This is a genomic window from Flavobacterium sp. B330r, assembly GCF_056824325.1.
This window is the reverse complement of the sequence record NZ_CP124860.1, coordinates 2,368,451-2,385,177: the sequence shown is the minus strand read 5'-3', so window position 1 is coordinate 2,385,177 and position 16,727 is coordinate 2,368,451. Positions and strand designations below refer to the sequence as shown.

Genomic DNA, 16,727 nt, shown 5'->3' with positions numbered 1-16,727 from the left:
ACATCATATTGCAAACTGTAAATTTCATTTGTTTCTTTTGTTTTAACGGGGCAAAGTTGCAAACTATTTTTTAATCGACCAAACAAAAAACAAATTATTTTCTATTACCCTATCAAAATAGTATGTTATTGTTAAATTTCTGCTAGAAAAAATAAAAAAAGTTGAACTTTAATTTGCAAATCAAAATGGTTTCATACCTTTGCACCCGAAACAGAGGAAAAATTTGAACTGATTGCAACCTCTTCATAATGAAATGATTTCATTATGAATGCTGAAAGATTCATTTCAGTAGTAAAAAATGCTAAAGCAGAAACTCTCCTTTAGCCCTTTTTAGCAATTACTTTCCCTGCTTAAATTTTTAAAAACTAATATTTTATTATTACATTATTATGGCTTATTTATTTACGTCAGAATCTGTTAGTGAAGGGCATCCAGACAAAGTTGCAGATCAAATTTCGGATGCATTAATCGATAACTTTTTGGCATTTGATGCTGATTCTAAAGTAGCATGTGAAACTTTAGTTACTACAGGTCAGGTTATTTTAGCAGGTGAAGTAAAGTCGAATACTTATCTTGATGTTCAGCAAATCGCTCGCGAAGTAATCCGTAAAATTGGATATACTAAAAGTGAGTATATGTTTGAAGCGAATTCTTGTGGAATTCTTTCAGCTATTCATGAGCAATCTGCAGATATTAACCAAGGTGTTGACAGAGCTAAGCCAGAAGAGCAAGGTGCAGGTGACCAAGGAATGATGTTTGGTTACGCAACAAACGAAACTGAAAACTTCATGCCATTGGCATTAGATTTATCTCATAAATTATTACAAGAGTTAGCTATTTTAAGACGTGAAAACAAAGAAATCACGTATTTACGTCCAGATGCTAAATCTCAAGTAACTTTAGAATATAGCGACGATAACAAACCAACTCGTATTGATGCGATTGTAATTTCAACTCAACACGATGATTTTGATGAAGAAGCTACAATGTTGGCTAAAATCAAAAAAGACATTATCGAAATCTTGATTCCAAGAATTATCGCTAAAAACCCAGAGCACGCTCACTTATTTAACGATAAAATCAACTACCATATTAACCCAACAGGAAAATTCGTTATTGGAGGACCTCACGGAGATACTGGTTTAACAGGAAGAAAGATCATTGTTGATACTTACGGTGGAAAAGGTGCTCACGGTGGTGGTGCGTTCTCTGGAAAAGATCCAAGTAAAGTTGATAGAAGTGCTGCTTATGCAACTCGTCATATCGCTAAAAACTTAGTTGCTGCTGGTGTTGCTGACGAAATCTTAGTTCAGGTTTCTTACGCAATTGGAGTTGCTGAACCAATGGGAATTTTCATTGAAACTTACGGAACTTCTAAAGTAAACTTAACTAACGGTGAAATCGCTAAAAAAGTAGAAGCTATCTTCGATATGCGTCCTTACTTTATCGAGCAACGTTTAAAATTAAGAAACCCTATTTATAGCGAAACTGCTGCTTACGGACACATGGGACGTAAACCAGAAACTGTAACTAAAACTTTCTCTGCTCCAGGTGGAAATGAAAAAACGGTTACTGTTGAGTTGTTTACATGGGAAAAACTTGATTTTGTTGACCAAGTAAAAGCTGCATTTGGATTGTAATTCAATCTAAATATTACATACAAAAAAAGGCTGTCTAAAATTTTAGACAGCCTTTTTCTTTTTAATTCTATTATTCCTAAAACTAGTAAGTTCCGTTGCTCATTTTAGTTAAAACTTCTTTCATTTGATTTGCAGTCTCTCCATCAATATCACTAGTGATAAACTTTACTGCTAAAACTTGCGTTTCGATAGCTTTATCTTTCTGTCCATCTTTATAATACAACTGCGCCAAAGTATCTAAATAATACGGATTGTTTTTAGAGATCACCAAACTATATTCAGACCATTTAATAGCATCTTTAATAAAGTTTGAATTTTGTGGCTTTAATACAACTGTCCATGCCGCATTGTTACAGATGTCTGAATGGTAAAGTTTGAATGAATTCCATCCATCATAAGAATAGCTTGAACTAGAATCTAATCCCGAAAAGATTGCATCTAATTTTTCAATCGGACTTGCTCCTGCCAAAGTATTATCAAAATAAGTGTTGAACTCTTTTAAATAAGTTGTGTTTGAACCGTCTTGATCTTCAAGCTGGCCTAAATAATAAAAATAGTTTCTGTACGAATCGAAATTCCCTTTTCCAGATGCGATAATCTTTTTATAAATAGAATTGATCTTTTCTTTATTCATCTCTCCAGAAACTCCATCTTGAGCAAGATATAGGTTTTGCTGCAATGCATCTGAAACTTCAGAAACCACATTTCCAATCGTATGAAGTTCTCCTTGTTTGCTATTAAAATCTGCGCGATTACGTTCAATATCTTCTGAGTGATTTAGCAAATAATCGATTGCTAAGAAATCGGTAACATTTAGAATTCTATCTGTACTAAAAAGCTGTTTTGTAAATCCTTGGTTTTTGATTTCTTTAATAATCGTTTCTACCAAATACATATTGGCAACTTTATCTTTTTGATGCGCTTCAATCAACTTTTTCCAAGTTTGAGCCACCTCTTTTTGGTTTAAAGCCGTTTTTGCAATTACAAATTCAGTCGAATTAGGATCGTTTACCGTATAATCTGAATCATAATCATAAGATGTTTCTAATAAGGCTGCCTTATTAAAAGCTGCAATTAAATCTGAGTCTGAAGCTTTTTTGTTCTTTAAAACTTTATCGACAGAAAGAAATGCATTTGCTCTCTGAAGTTTTCTATAGAAATCTCCATAATAACTAAATTGATATTGTTGCGTAGTTAAATCTGATTTTGCAGCAGCAAGCAGATCACCATTTCCATTTAAAATAATTACACTTTGGTCGCTTGCAATTTTATTGTTTTTAAGCCATTTTTTATCATCGGCTCCAGCCAAATAATAATTGTAGATATCATATAGGGCATTATAAGAATCGTACATATTATATCCGGTCTGAGTTTCCTGCTCTTTTACAAAAGCATCAAAATTTTCTTTTGCAGTCTTATCTTTATGGTCAACTACAACAACCAAAAACTTATTATTTGCCGTTTTTGTAGATTCTATTGCCTTTTTTAGATTGTTTTCAACTTTTAACTTAAAATCATATTTCGTATAGGCTGGTGGAGGAATTGTAGCATCAACCGCAGCGTCATCAACTATTACAGCTGCACTATCCACAGCTACTCCAGAGCCAAAATCATCGTTTATTAAAGTATTTTCTTTTCCTGGATACGTCCAATTTTTTATGGTTTGATTTTCTATCGGAACAACTGTTGGAGCTTTAGCAGGTTTCTCTTCTTTTTCATTTATAAAAACCAAAGGATCTTTTCCGTATTGATCAGAAATTTTCAATTCTTTTGTTCTTTTATCAAAAGATCCAATAAGATTTAAATCGCTTAAAACTGCCATATCATAATTGATCGTCACTTCCGAAACATCTTTTGGCAATGCATATTTACTCACATCGCTTTTTCCGTCGTAATCTTCGTAAACCAAATAAAGGAAGTCGGTTTTCTCAATTTCAAAATCTAAATCTGTTTTGATATAATCAGGATCTACTTTCGTTTTTATATCAGAAAGTCTCACATATTGCACCGATTCTATACCTTTTTGGGTTCCAATATAAAAAGAATAATACGATGGATTCAAGAATTTAATCTTAACTTTTTTTGCCTTTTTATCTTTAGCAAAAGCAAGATCAAATCTATTTGTTTTATTTTCAGTGCTTTTTAAAAAAACTAGCGAATCGCCTTTAATCTCGTAACCTCCCGAATAAAAAACCAATTCGTATTTATTATCCTCTAATAAATTTAACTTAATCTTTCCTCCTTTATTTGTAGATAAATAAGTTCCTTTTTCGATGCCATTTGTTTGAGAGAAAGAGATAGAAATTCCAGCAAACAGGAGCGATACACTCCAAATAAAATTGCGCATGATTACGTTTTTTGTCGTTAATACTATATCGCAAAGATATTTGATTCTTCATTAAACAAATCACAAAAACCACAATATTAGCACCAAAAATACTACAAATTGTATTTCATCGAAAATATGATGTAACGCGGCTGAACTGTGTATTGAGAAACTCGTGTAGAGAACTGAGAGAAGCTGTCGTCGTTAAGATAAGTAGTGTTTAACAGGTTGGTTGCTGAAACTTTATATTCCCATTTGCTATTCTTTTTTTGATAAACCAAACTCGCGCTTAAGAAATCATATTCATTATCGACCGTTTTATCTCCATTATAATAATGATAGAATTCGTATTCCGAAACAAAAGAAAAACTATCCAAGAAATAATAATCTAATCTTGCAAATGGCTTGTCGGTGTAAAAAGTTGAACCACTGTATTTGTTAACCAAAAGATTATAACCAAATTCTATATTTGGAAGATTTTTATAATTTGTTGAAGCTTTGACGGTATAACTTTGACTGAAACTTTCTGTGGTTGACAATTGGTCATTTTGAATATTATTGAATTTCGACCAATTAAAACTAGCATTCACAGAAGCTTTATAATTTTTTAAAAACGAACGCCCGTAATTTCCCATTCCTGTAAGAGTTTCATCGGCCAAATTGGAATTGTAAGGAACAGAAGACTGATTAATTCCGTCAAAATTGGCTTTTGTTTTAATGGCGTCCACTTTTCTGGTATAGGTTGCATTGGCAAAAATATTCTCAAAATTGAACATATTATATTTAAAATATCGAAGCGAATGCACTTGTGAAGTCGCATTTTCTAAGAAACGATTTCCGCGAAACAAACTGCTGTAATCTGACAGAACATAACCCGAAGCCAATTGATTAATATCGGTAAAATCGTTTGTCAAAGAGAAATTATAGGTAAGCGTTTCCGATTTTTTGATTTGATATAAGGCAAAGAAATCAGGAAGGAGCTTTACGAAATTCTGAGAATAATCGGTTCCCAATTGCCCATTTGTCATTTGATACGTATGCAAACTCACTCCAGGCGTTAATGTAAATTTTCCTGTTAGAATTTTATAATGAAAACCTAAAAAAGCATCATTAAAACTGTAATCAACATCATTGTTATTTTCGGCATCATTCAAATCATTTTTATCCCCATTATCTAAAATTTGAAAAATATGAGAATTGAAATTCTGATACGAATATGTATTTCCTACCGTAATATTGATGTTACTTTTTGGCGTTACCATATAATAGTAATCCAATTTGGTATCCAATTTATTGGTTTTTACAAAACGATCTTGATTTAAGTCGTTTCGATTTTGTCCCGTAATATATCCTGATAAATCAAAAGGCTGTGTTCTTAAATTGGCATTGTAAAACGGATTTTCGTCTTGATATAAATGTTGCATTTCAAAAGCAAAAATATTTTTACTGCTTTGCGTATAATACAAACTCAGATTTTGATTGATAGAAGTTGGATCTTGTTTCTTTTGAGTTAAAATAGTTTCAACTGCCGAAACATTATCAACAACCGATTCACGAAGCAAGTCTGTATCTTCATTCTGTTTTGATAATTTGGTCAGGATATCATAATCAAACTGAAATTTATCATTTGGTTTGTAAGTCGAACTCAGTTTAAAAAGTCCCAAATTATTCTTTTGATGCGTCAATTCATCCCGTTTCTGCTGATCTCCAGAATCTAAAATCGTAGTTTGAGATTTGGTTTCTAAATCTGTTTTTGAAGAAGAAAGAATTCCAAAACCGCTTATATTCCAAGCTTTATTTACAGAATAAGCGAAGTTTGTTGCTCCAAATTTGGTTTCGATTTCTTTAGCGCGATTATTTCGAAGCAATGAAATTCCTAAATCATTTGAAGAAACATTAAAATTGCTTCCCCCCTTTTTCATCATATTTTTAAATCCGCCCGTAAACTTAAAATAATCTTGTGCAGTAAGTGGTAATTCTCCAATATTATTAAAATTGGTGATTAAATTAATACTGTATTTTGGACTGTAATAGAATAATTTCGGATTAATAATATAGCGACTATCCAATTCTGCAACTCCAATTCCAGCAGTCACATCTCCAAACCAAAAGTTCTTTTTTCCTTCTTTTAATTTGATATTCATTGCCACATTATCTTGATCGTTTTCTAGACCTTTAAGTGCGCTTACTTCATTGTAATTTCTTAAAACCTGAACCTTATCAATAGCGTCGGCCGGAATATTTTTAACGCCTAATTTGGTATCTCCGTCAAAAAAATCTTTTCCTTCCACCATCAATTTACTGACTTTTTTTCCTTCAACTTCGATTTCACCATCGGCATTTACCTCAACTCCGGGCAATTTCTTCAGAACATCTTCGAGCTTTTTTTCTGTTCCCGATTTAAAAGAATCTGCATTGTAAACAATTGTATCGCCTTTTATAGAAACAGGCATTTCTCGAACAATTTCTACACCTTCCAATTCGATTCCAGCACCATCCATTACAATATTTTGAGTCATGTTCTCAGCCTTTGTAACTACAGCAATTTCCTTAGATTTCATTCCCAAATAACTTAATTTAATGGTGTAAGCTGTATTCGGTTTTAAAGTAAGCTGGAACTTTCCTTTATCATTGGTTATTCCGTATGAATCCATTGCTTTGGTGCCATTGTTAATCGCCATGATATTGGCCATTTCCAACGGATTTTTCTGCTCGTCTTGAATCAAACCATCAAAACGGATACTTTGAGCAAAAGAAAAAGAAGTAAAAAGTAAGGCAAATAAAAAAAGTGTCTTATTCATGATAAGAATATTGGAAGTTTGGACCCCGAGCGATAGCGAACAGGCGAAGCAATTTGAGATTTTGAGTTTTATAAATTTTATCTTCCCATTGGAGGAGGTCCGCCCGCACGACCGCGGTTCATCTCCCTAAATTCTTCCATTTTTTTAATTACCGTTTCATCGTATTCTTTCTGAGAAATTACTTTTCCTTTTTTAGAAGGTTTTATTTCCACTTTCTCTTTAGCATTCAAAACGATCTTCGAACACAAAATTGTAGTGGTTCCGTCGTTAATTTCTAAAATTAAACCTGGAAGTCCCCAGTAATTTTCTGGCCCTTGATTTATAGGGATTTCAGCTGTATACCAAGCTGTTACTACAATTTCTTTTGGAATTTCGAAGTTATCAGCAAAATTCGTTTTGGTATCTCCCGAAGTCTTTTTAGCCTCCTCTTTTTTATCTTCATCCTTTTTAGGTCTGAAGTTTCTAAAATCGGTTTTACTGGCTTGCTTTACTGCTGTTGCTTTATAACAATTGTAGCCTCCAATTTGCTTGGTTTCTTGTTCCAGTTTCCAGTCTAATTTTGGCAGCGAATCAATCACAAGAAATTCTTTACCCATAAATTCTTTATCAACCGTATACGTTTTTGTTTTTACATCTTTGTAAAAAGTACCGCCTCCACCTGTAAGCGAACCAAACATCATGCGAAAACCGCCTTGCTGCTGACCTGGCGCTTCTAGTTTTTCTTCTTCTTTGTAAATCGATGCTGCTTTATCGAAATTTAAAACGAATGTTTTTTCGAGCATCTTTTTCATACGCTCTTCCATGTTTTTCTGCATTTCTGGGGTAATATCTCTATTCCCGCGCATGCCTTCAAATTTTGGAGCCTGTGTTTTTGACTCATAAACAGCCATTCCCTGAAAATCTTTTTGCGCTTGAATTTGTGCAGAAACAAGCAGTAAAGTCATATAAAAAAATATCTTTTTCATTTCATTTTCTTTAAGTGAGTAAATCCGATAAAGCTTACATTCAAATGTATTACTTATTTTAAAATTCAAAAAACTAAATATATAAACGGCATTAAGGCATAGATAGAACCGCTTATTTTTTAGACTATTAGATTAAAAAAAGGTTTAAGACTCCAAATTGAAATTTTAAGGAGAGTTTTTTGTAATTTGGTGCTCTTGTAAATTAATTTTCTAATGTATAGAAACGTGCAAAAAATTTTATTTTCCGTATTTCTTTTCTGCACTTTTCATGCGCTTTCAGCTCAGGATCTGAGCATAAATCCAACTTTAATTTCGCAGTATAAAAACACTGCTGATGAATTTTTAGGATACGATTCGTTTGGATATTCCTATCAGATTACGAACAACGTTTTTAGCAAAATTAAAGGAAAAGAAATCTTCGAATATAAAAATGTTTCTTTGGGAAAAATAACAAAAGTCGATCTTCAAAATCCGTTAAAAATTGTTTTGTTTTATGAAGATTTCAACAGTGTCGTTTTATTAGACAATCAATTGAATAAAATGACCGAAATTAACTTTTCGCAAAATGCAACGCCAATTGTAGTAAGTGCCATCGGAATGTCAACGCAAAACCAGTTATGGATTTATAATACTTTAAATCAGCAAATTGGACTTTTTGATTATTTAAAAAATGAATACAAAACGATTTCAATTCCGTTGACTGAACCAATTCAATATTATCAAACCGATTTTAATACCTTCTATTGGATTGATAAAAAAAACAACGGTTATTCTTGTGATATTTTTGGAAAAATCACTTCATTAGGCCCAATAGGGGATTTTGATAAAATTGTTATAATTAGTCCTTCACAATATCTTTTCAGTAAGAATCGTTTACTGTACTTTAAAGGTATTAATAAGTCGAATCCAGAGGTAATTTCTGAGATTAAAATTTTAGAAAAAACCTTTGACAATTTTTATTACAAAGACCAAATTTTATCTATTTTTACAGCTACAGATATATCAAATTATAAAATCGTAACACCGTAATGCACATAGCAATAGCAGGAAACATAGGCGCAGGAAAAACCACTCTGACCAAATTATTGGCGAAACACTTCAAATGGGAACCTCATTATGAAGATGTAGTTGATAATCCGTACTTGGATGATTTCTACCATCAAATGGAGCGCTGGTCATTTAATCTTCAGATTTATTTCCTAAATAGCCGTTTCCGTCAAGTGCAGCAAATTCGCGAAAGCGGAAAAAGAATCATTCAGGATAGAACGATTTATGAAGATGCTCACATCTTTGCTCCCAACTTATATGCAATGGGATTAATGACGAGTCGTGATTTTGAAAATTATACGTCGTTGTTTGAATTAATGGAATCTCTGGTTAAAGCTCCAGATTTATTGATTTATTTAAGAAGTTCTATTCCGAATCTAGTGGGACAAATTCATAAACGCGGACGCGAATATGAAAACTCTATTTCGATAGATTATTTAAGTCGTTTGAACGAAAGATATGAAGCTTGGATCCAGACTTACACTAAAGGAAAACTCTTGATTATTGATGTTGATAATATCAATTTTGTTGATAATCCTGAAGATTTGGGTGATATCATTAATAGAATTGATGCTGAATTGAACGGATTGTTTTAGAACACGAATTACACAGATTAACACGAAATAAAAAAATGCCTCTAAATAATATTTAGAGGCATTTTTTATTTTTCAACTTTCAGAATTACCATATAAGTTATTGGTTTATAATATAAAATCTTGCATTAGAAAGAATATAAGTTTTTTTTAAATTTAACAAACAAAATACTACTTTAAGCAATTAAAATTGCGATCTTTATATTTTAAAAAGATTATGCTTATAATAAAAATCATCTCGAGGGGTCTCTTTCTAAATATTATAATATTCATTATCGGCGCTTTAATGATTGACAGAAAACTCGATAATCTGTACCCTATTTTACCGTTGCTTTTATTTACAAATTTTTGCTATCAATGGTACATTTTTTCCAGCAATCCAAAATCTACAGATAAGTCAAATTGGACAGTTGCAACCATAAATTTTGTTCTGACTATAGTTCTCTCAATAGCTTCATTAGCAATCTGGATTATACTTCTAACTGTTTCTGGAATTCCAAAAAACAGGGCTGTTACTAATCACAATGTGCTTTATAAAAAAGAGTTTTCTAAAGATTTCAAAAAAAAACTTTTTAACGGAGACCTATATTTTTAACACATAGAATAAAACCTGATTGCAAAACTTTGTTAAAAGGAAAAGTCTCTCGAATAATTCAAGAGACTTTTAATTTGATTATCCTGGCAGGTTTAAAACCTCTCAGGTAGATTATTATTTCGCAGCTTCAACTTTTGCCAGAACTTCTTCTTCAGTTCCTTCAAAAACTTCGGTTGTTGTTTTACCATTTTCTGTTTTAGTAACAGTTCCAGTAGTTTTTCCGTTAATATTTTTAACCTCAACACGAACTGATTGGCTTTCGGTATGAGAGTATTTTCCTTTCGCATCAAAATGAGCTAAACATTTAGCTGTTTCTTCTTCAGAACAACCTTTTTCTTTACACATTTTAATACATTCTTCTTTTGTCATTCCAGACATATCTCCACATTTAGAAATTCCTGCATGCATTTCTGTTTTGGCACAGCAAGAAGCTTTTGTAGCAATATCTGATGGCGCGTGACCTTCTCCTAAAATTGGAGCAATTACCAATCCAATCAAACAAGTTAATTTAATTAAGATATTCATTGAAGGTCCAGAAGTGTCTTTAAACGGATCTCCAACTGTATCTCCTGTTACGGCAGCTTTATGCGCATCAGAACCTTTATAAGTCATTTCTCCGTTGATCATTACTCCTGCTTCAAAAGATTTTTTAGCATTATCCCAGGCGCCTCCCGCATTGTTTTGAAAAACTGCCCAAAGTACTCCAGAAACCGTAACTCCAGCCATATATCCTCCTAACATTTCAGCAATTAACTGATTGTTGTCTGAGTAAACTAATTTTCCTAAAAGAACAATTAAAATTGGGAAACCAATCGTTAAAATCCCTGGAAGCATCATTTCTCGTAAAGCAGCTTTTGTAGAAATCTCAACACATTTTCCATATTCTGGTTTTCCCGTTCCTTCCATAATTCCAGGAATTTCTTTGAACTGGCGACGAACTTCGTACACCATATCCATTGCCGCTTTTCCAACAGAATTCATTGCTAAAGCAGAGAAAACTACTGGTATCATTCCGCCGACAAATAACATCGCCAAAACTGGAGCTTTAAAAATATTGATTCCGTCAATTCCTGTAAAAGTTACATAGGCTGCAAATAATGCTAATGAAGTTAAGGCTGCAGAAGCAATAGCAAATCCTTTTCCTGTCGCTGCTGTTGTATTTCCAACTGAGTCTAAAATATCGGTTCTGGTACGAACTTCTTTTGGCAATTCGCTCATTTCAGCAATTCCTCCAGCATTATCAGAGATAGGTCCGAAAGCATCAATTGCTAATTGCATAGCAGTTGTCGCCATCATGGCTGAAGCCGCCAAAGCTACTCCATAAAATCCTGCTAAAGCATAGGAGATCCAAATTGCAACAGCAAACAATAATACCGTTGGGAAAGTCGAAATCATACCTGTTGCCAAACCAGCAATTACGTTTGTTCCTGCTCCCGTAGATGATTTTTGAACAATTGCCAAAACTGGTTTTGTTCCTAATCCTGTATAATATTCTGTTACTGATGAAATAGCTCCACCAACAACTAATCCGACCAATGTAGCGTAGAAAACACGCATTGACGAAATCGCTTTTGATCCTTCTCCAAAGAAACTCATCTGCATCGTTTCCGGAAGCATGTGCTGTACTAAAAAGAAACAAGCTACAGCTGTTAAAACAATCGAAACCCAGTTTCCTACATTTAAAGCTTTTTGAACTTGTGCTTCTTTGGCATTATCATCTGAAATTTTCACTAAAAGTGTTCCTATAATGGAAAATATAATCCCAAAACCGGCAATTGCCATTGGAAGCAAAATTGGGCCGATTCCGCCGAAAGCATCATTAATACTTCCGCCCATATCTTTTATAACATAATTTCCTAGTACCATTGCTGCAAGAACTGTTGCTACATAAGACCCAAACAAATCAGCTCCCATACCTGCAACGTCTCCTACGTTATCTCCTACGTTATCTGCAATTGTAGCAGGATTACGAGGATCATCTTCTGGAATTCCCGCTTCTACTTTACCAACTAAATCTGCTCCAACATCGGCTGCTTTAGTATAGATTCCACCTCCAACACGAGCAAACAAAGCAATTGATTCTGCTCCTAATGAAAATCCTGCTAAAGTTTCCAAGACAACTGTCATGGTATCTGTATCTTTCCAAACACCATCAGAGAATAAATGAAAGAAAATAATAAAAAAGGATGTTAAACCTAAAACGGCTAAACCAGCAACGCCAAGCCCCATGACAGTTCCACCGCCAAAAGAAACTTTTAAAGCCTGTGGCAAACTTGTACGAGCCGCTTGAGTAGTTCTAACGTTTGTTTTAGTTGCTATTTTCATTCCGATATTTCCAGCATAAGCCGAAAATAAAGCACCAAAAATAAATGCTATTACGATTAATAAATGTGTTTTTACTCCTGGAATAAAAGTAATTCCTGCCAAAGCTAAACTGGCGATAATTACAAAGATTGTTAATAATTTATATTCGGCTTTTAGAAAGGCTAAGGCTCCTTCGTAGATGTAATCTGAAATCTCTTTCATCTTACCGTCTCCAGCGTCTTGTTTTAAAACCCAAGTCCTTTTTATTCCCATGAAAAGTAATCCTAAAACTGCCATTATAATGGGCAGGTAAATCATAAATGCATTCATAATATTTTAATGGTTTTGGTTAATAGTCAACAATCTAACTAAAACGAATTTAAACAAAAAAGCAATACTCCTGACGGTAGTATTGCTTTTTTTATATTAGAATGCGGTTAAAATTATTTAATACTAAATAATCCAGCCGGTTTATTTTCAATGTCATCAAAACGTTTTGTACACTCAGCGATAATCTCGTAAGCTTCTTTTACGTCTCCCCATCCTTCTACATCTACTTTTTTGTTTTCAAGATCTTTGTAAACTTGGAAAAAGTGCTCGATTTCTTTTACTAAGTGAGGATTAATATCTGATAAATCTGTTAATGAATTCCAAATTGGATCTGAAACTGGTACACAAATAATTTTTTCGTCTGGTCCTTTATCATCTGCCATGTGGAATACACCGATTGGCTTAACTTCCATAACACATCCAGGGAAAGTTGGTTCGTTTACCAAAACTAATACGTCAAGAGGATCACCATCTAAAGCTAAAGTTTCTGGAATAAATCCGTAATCTGCTGGGTACATCATTGAAGAGAATAACATTCTGTCAAAACGCATTCTTTTGATTTCAAAATCGTACTCATATTTATTTCTGCTTCCTCTTGGTATTTCGATTAATACATCGAAAGTCGTTAATTTGTCTGCGGTCATTTTCGTTTTTTATTATTTCTATAATTTCGGTTGCAAAAATAACTAAAGAATCTAGTTCTACAATAAAAAACAAGGTTAAATTATCTGCATTAGAGTTTAAAATACAAGCATTTAATAACTAATCGTTCGATTTCTTTTTTTTAGGTAATAATGCCAAAGTAAATAAGTCGCATAAGATCGATATGGACTCCATTGTTCTGCATGAATTTCCATTTCTTGTTTATCATGAATATTAAGTAATTCTTTGATGGTATTGATTACTGCAATATCGCCAAGCGGAATCAAATCGGGCTCTTCCAGACAAAACATTAAATAAATATCGATAGTCCAGTTTCCAATTCCTTTTAATTTAATGAGTTCTTCGCGAACTTGTTTTGCAGATTTCAAAGCCAAACTTTCAATATCTAATTCTTTGTTTAAAACTGCTTCCGCTAAGATTTTGATATATTTTGTTTTCTGACGGCTTACTCCTAGATTTCTAAATTCTTCATCAGACAAAACGGCCATGTTTTCAGGGTCGCAAGTTTTGTAAGCTTTTATTTTTAAAAAAGTGGCTTTCGCCGAATCAATAGAAACCTGCTGTTCGAGTATAAGCAAAACCAAAGTTTCAAAACCTGGAGGACGTTTTGGAATTGGAGGCAATCCGTATTTTTCTATGATTTCAAGAAATATTGGATTTTTAGATGAAAGAAAATCAATTGCTTCTTGCATGGTTTTGGGTTTTGAAAGTAAATCAAAAATAAGAAAAATGAAACTAGTTCTCGCAAAGACGCAAAGGCGCTAAGTTTTTTTTTCACGCAGATTCTGCAGATTTAAGCAAATTCTATTTTTCCAATCTTAAATATATTTAATCTGTGTTTATCTGCTCAAATCCGCAGAATCTGCGTGAGAAAAAGTATTAAAAACACAAAAAAAGTCGCAAAGATTTAAACCTTTGCGACTCTGTAACTTTGAACCTTTGCCCCTAAATACAATTAGAAATAGAATCCAAAAGATCCTTTTACTGCAAATTTGTGAGCATCTGGCATATCTAGATAATTTCCTCTCCAAGAAAAATCAATTCGAAAAACTTTAAATATATTTCCAATTCCTGCATGATACTCCCAATACACTTTTTCTGGAGCATTATAAGGTAATCCAGAGGCATTAATCGCGCGGTTGGCATCAGAAATTGTTCCGTGAACCGCTCTTACTCCAACAAACTCTCTCCAATTAAGTTTTCTCATAAAAGGAACTCTTGCGAATAATCTTCCTCCAAAATCATGGTTCCACTGCAGGGTCGTATATTGATCCGTAACAAATTCGTAGAAATTCAAGTTACTGAATGTATTCTCGATTGTAAAATACGTCTGGTTACCTGGAATTACACTCATCAAACCTAACGGAATTATACCAAATGTTTTTCCTGTTTCAACTGTAATATTTGATCTTCCTAAAGGTCCAATAATGATTGGCTGCCTGTAAAAAACTTGAATTTTTTCGTAAGCAAAATCACTGTCAAAAACTCCTTTTAAACCATAACTAAAATTCACAAAGAAATGACTAAAAGGGCTATCAACTAAATCTCTTTCGACACCATAACCAATAGTTTTGCGGTTAGGCATATATTCAAATTGAATATTTGCTTCAGATTGTTTTACTGCACTTTCAATAACTCCAGCTGGATTTTCAGGAGTTGGTAAAGTCGAATAATAATCTAAACTAAATGTTTTTGATGCCGATTCTAATGTACGATACGAGAAACCAGCCTGAACTATAAAGTTCTTTTTAGCTTCCATTTCAACAGAAACATTACTCAGATTAATGTTAGTCAGCTTACCATTACTTCCCGTTGTAAACAAAGCAGAAGAAGCAAAACTTCGCCCTAAAACATCATTTGTTGTAGTTAAGCTTGCACCAATTTGTTCAATATCACGCCTATTTCCTCCAGAAATAATAACACGGTTTTTCTTGTCAACCATCCATTTTCCAGAAACTCCGTATTTGAATTTATTATCATCAAATCCATAAGCTGTATAGGCTTGAATACGCCAAGGATCATTTGGTCCAAAATAGGTCCTTCCTCCCACTCTCAACCTTAAACCTTCGACTTCATTATATCCAAAAGTTGAAAAAATTGGTCCGTAATCGAAGTTTTTAAACTCAACATAACCACTTCCTAAAATGGAGACGAGATTATACAACTGCTTAAATCGCTTTACTGTTTGCAGTGTATCGAGCATTTTATAAATTCCCTGTTCGTCTTTATTTAATTTTTCAAAACGATTTTCGTCCCAGAATTCAGGCGGTCGATCATAGACTGCATTATCAATAAAATTGACTTCTTCTTTGTAAAACTTCTCGGGTTTCTGAATATTGAATTTATGATTGCGATATAAAGTTGTTCTTTTACCATAAACTCCTTTTGATTTTTCTTTTTTATTTAAAGCAAAATCGGACATCATGTAATCACGCGTCAAAAGGAAAATTGAATCGTTTTGCACATCAAACTCCTGTTCGATATAAATATCTTTTACCCAGTTAATATTGGCACTTTTGGTTACGCCCATATTAATTTTTTTGATCGCAAAAGTGGTATCGTTAACCCAAAAATCTCCTTTAAAAGTTAATTCGTTTTTACGTCTAGGATAAAAGACAATATTATAACACCATTTTTTATCTACAAATGCACTGTCTTTTAAGACATAATTGTAAACATCAATTCCTGTTCTTGAAAGTGGGCTTGTAAAACTTTTATCAAAAAACTTAAGGTGATTATCGTAAATATTATACTCAGAATAAAGGTCTTTTACAAAGGATAAAATCTGCTGATTTCCATTAAAACCAGACATTTTATTTCCTGTTATATTTTCTTTTACTTTCTTTAATTTATTATCGCCATAAACATCATAAACAGATTCGTTAATAAAAATTGGCAGATACGTTTTTCCTGTAACATCTGAAGTATCAACATGATTAAAGATAAACTCCATTCCTTTAAAAAGCTTGTTTTTCATGAATGCACTATCAATAGTGTTCATGTCAAACTCTACTTTTTCATACTTCTGCATTTGATATTGATTAAACTGATAAAGTCCGTTTTTACGTTTTCTTTCCCAGATTTTTCTTAAAATATCCAATGCGGGATTGTTCTTTTTAGAAGTTTTACCCGTATAAATTACAACTTCATTTAGCGCTTCGGCTTCGCCTAAAACAATTTTAAAATTATAATTAACTGCTTTCTCTAAAGGAACTTCTTTGTCTGAAAATCCTGCCGAAGTAACAATAAGTGCCGTATACGTATTTGGAGATTCTAAATAAAAACGTCCATCTTCGTTAGAAACGATTCCTATATTAGAACCTTTAAATACAACATTTGCAAAAGGTATTGGCTGATTGGTTTTGTCCAAAACAACTCCACTCACCTTAGTTTGTGCAGTAGCAACATTCGCAAATGCAAATAAAAAATATAAGAGAAGTAGAGTTAATTTGTTCATTATAAA

Annotated in this window: 10 protein-coding genes; 3 read left to right on the top strand and 7 right to left on the bottom strand. The window is 33.0% G+C overall.

The window, feature by feature from the left end; genetic code table 11:
* The first annotated feature begins 389 nt into the window (after window positions 1–389).
* Complete coding sequence (metK, locus tag QLQ95_RS10810; protein ID WP_035645622.1) at window positions 390–1,640, top strand: methionine adenosyltransferase; 1,251 nt, start codon at window positions 390–392, stop codon at window positions 1,638–1,640.
* An 82-nt stretch (window positions 1,641–1,722) separates the two neighbouring features.
* On the opposite strand, the gene QLQ95_RS10805 is transcribed toward metK, so the two are convergent.
* The 3 genes from QLQ95_RS10805 to QLQ95_RS10795 form a co-directional block, all read right to left on the bottom strand.
* A complete protein-coding gene (locus QLQ95_RS10805; RefSeq protein WP_482503774.1) occupies window positions 1,723–3,987 on the bottom strand; it encodes a hypothetical protein in 2,265 nt (754 codons plus the stop codon).
* A 92-nt stretch (window positions 3,988–4,079) separates the two neighbouring features.
* A complete protein-coding gene (locus tag QLQ95_RS10800; RefSeq protein ID WP_482503772.1) occupies window positions 4,080–6,767 on the bottom strand; it encodes a carboxypeptidase-like regulatory domain-containing protein in 2,688 nt (895 codons plus the stop codon).
* Between the two features lie 77 nt (window positions 6,768–6,844).
* A complete protein-coding gene (locus QLQ95_RS10795) occupies window positions 6,845–7,732 on the bottom strand; it encodes a GLPGLI family protein (protein WP_428237994.1) in 888 nt (295 codons plus the stop codon).
* Between the two features lie 213 nt (window positions 7,733–7,945).
* Between QLQ95_RS10795 and QLQ95_RS10790 the strand changes: the two genes are divergently transcribed.
* Both QLQ95_RS10790 and QLQ95_RS10785 read left to right on the top strand, forming a co-directional pair.
* Window positions 7,946–8,761, top strand: coding sequence for a hypothetical protein (locus QLQ95_RS10790; protein ID WP_482503770.1), 816 nt, complete (start codon window positions 7,946–7,948; stop codon window positions 8,759–8,761).
* The gene (locus QLQ95_RS10785; protein WP_095928085.1) at window positions 8,761–9,375 is read left to right on the top strand and encodes a deoxynucleoside kinase; all 615 of its coding nucleotides are present in this window, start codon (window positions 8,761–8,763) and stop codon (window positions 9,373–9,375) included. Before QLQ95_RS10790 ends, QLQ95_RS10785 begins: the two co-directional genes overlap by 1 nt.
* 706 nt (window positions 9,376–10,081) lie before the next feature.
* On the opposite strand, the gene QLQ95_RS10780 is transcribed toward QLQ95_RS10785, so the two are convergent.
* The 4 genes from QLQ95_RS10780 to QLQ95_RS10765 form a co-directional block, all read right to left on the bottom strand.
* Complete coding sequence (locus QLQ95_RS10780; protein ID WP_320493415.1) at window positions 10,082–12,601, bottom strand: sodium-translocating pyrophosphatase; 2,520 nt, start codon at window positions 12,599–12,601, stop codon at window positions 10,082–10,084.
* Between the two features lie 113 nt (window positions 12,602–12,714).
* Window positions 12,715–13,245, bottom strand: coding sequence for an inorganic diphosphatase (locus QLQ95_RS10775; protein ID WP_095928087.1), 531 nt, complete (start codon window positions 13,243–13,245; stop codon window positions 12,715–12,717).
* Between the two features lie 111 nt (window positions 13,246–13,356).
* Window positions 13,357–13,956 carry a DNA-3-methyladenine glycosylase family protein gene (locus tag QLQ95_RS10770; protein WP_095928088.1) on the bottom strand — a complete coding sequence of 200 codons (600 nt, stop codon included), beginning with the start codon at window positions 13,954–13,956 and terminating at the stop codon, window positions 13,357–13,359.
* Between the two features lie 263 nt (window positions 13,957–14,219).
* The gene (locus QLQ95_RS10765) at window positions 14,220–16,721 is read right to left on the bottom strand and encodes a DUF5686 and carboxypeptidase-like regulatory domain-containing protein (RefSeq protein WP_482503768.1); all 2,502 of its coding nucleotides are present in this window, start codon (window positions 16,719–16,721) and stop codon (window positions 14,220–14,222) included.
* Between the last annotated feature and the right edge of the window lie 6 nt (window positions 16,722–16,727).

Coding starts and splice junctions, on each gene's coding strand:
- QLQ95_RS10800 (WP_482503772.1), bottom strand. CDS start 6,767: ATGAATAAGACACTTTTTTTATTTGCCTTACTTTTTACTTCTTTTTCT.
- QLQ95_RS10775 (WP_095928087.1), bottom strand. CDS start 13,245: ATGACCGCAGACAAATTAACGACTTTCGATGTATTAATCGAAATACCA.
- QLQ95_RS10780 (WP_320493415.1), bottom strand. CDS start 12,601: ATGAATGCATTTATGATTTACCTGCCCATTATAATGGCAGTTTTAGGA.
- QLQ95_RS10805 (WP_482503774.1), bottom strand. CDS start 3,987: ATGCGCAATTTTATTTGGAGTGTATCGCTCCTGTTTGCTGGAATTTCT.
- QLQ95_RS10795 (WP_428237994.1), bottom strand. CDS start 7,732: ATGAAAAAGATATTTTTTTATATGACTTTACTGCTTGTTTCTGCACAA.
- metK (WP_035645622.1), top strand. CDS start 390: ATGGCTTATTTATTTACGTCAGAATCTGTTAGTGAAGGGCATCCAGAC.
- QLQ95_RS10765 (WP_482503768.1), bottom strand. CDS start 16,721: ATGAACAAATTAACTCTACTTCTCTTATATTTTTTATTTGCATTTGCG.
- QLQ95_RS10770 (WP_095928088.1), bottom strand. CDS start 13,956: ATGCAAGAAGCAATTGATTTTCTTTCATCTAAAAATCCAATATTTCTT.
- QLQ95_RS10790 (WP_482503770.1), top strand. CDS start 7,946: ATGTATAGAAACGTGCAAAAAATTTTATTTTCCGTATTTCTTTTCTGC.
- QLQ95_RS10785 (WP_095928085.1), top strand. CDS start 8,761: ATGCACATAGCAATAGCAGGAAACATAGGCGCAGGAAAAACCACTCTG.